Here is a 382-nt window from a genome sequence, read left to right on the forward strand (position 1 = left end):
TGGTGGCTACAGGTGTGCGAATTGAGCTGTGGCTCCACGCGGGACTTTTTGTTCTGGTGGTCTTGTTTATAGACATCTCGGTCTTGTCTGTCACGCTGGGTTCACTGCGGTGGTGGGGTCTTGCTGTCTTCTCGTGTCTTCTTATTTCACAGTTGTTGCTTACTTGTTGGCTTATGTTGAATGTCTTTGGAGGGTACGGCATGAGGGCGCACACTGCGAGGCGCGCCAAGATGAAACTTGATGCGAACATCGCGTCTTTGAACTCGGAAATAGCCAAAGATGAGATGGGCGATCCGCGAGCGCTCGTGTGCAGGCTGGTAGCAACAAGACCGTGATATCGGTTTTATTACGATATTCTGCACGTTCGCCGTGTTGCGGCGGG

The 382-nt window shown here is 52.4% G+C and carries 1 protein-coding gene; it reads left to right on the forward strand.

What is annotated here, in order from left to right:
- Positions 1-335: hypothetical protein (locus ELR45_RS40120; RefSeq protein WP_205857806.1), on the forward strand; the 335-nt coding region annotated here is incomplete at its 5' end.
- Positions 336-382: the final 47 nt, after the last annotated feature.

It is taken from the genome of Phytoactinopolyspora endophytica (genome assembly GCF_004138495.1).
Taxonomy (GTDB): domain Bacteria; phylum Actinomycetota; class Actinomycetes; order Jiangellales; family Jiangellaceae; genus Phytoactinopolyspora; species Phytoactinopolyspora endophytica.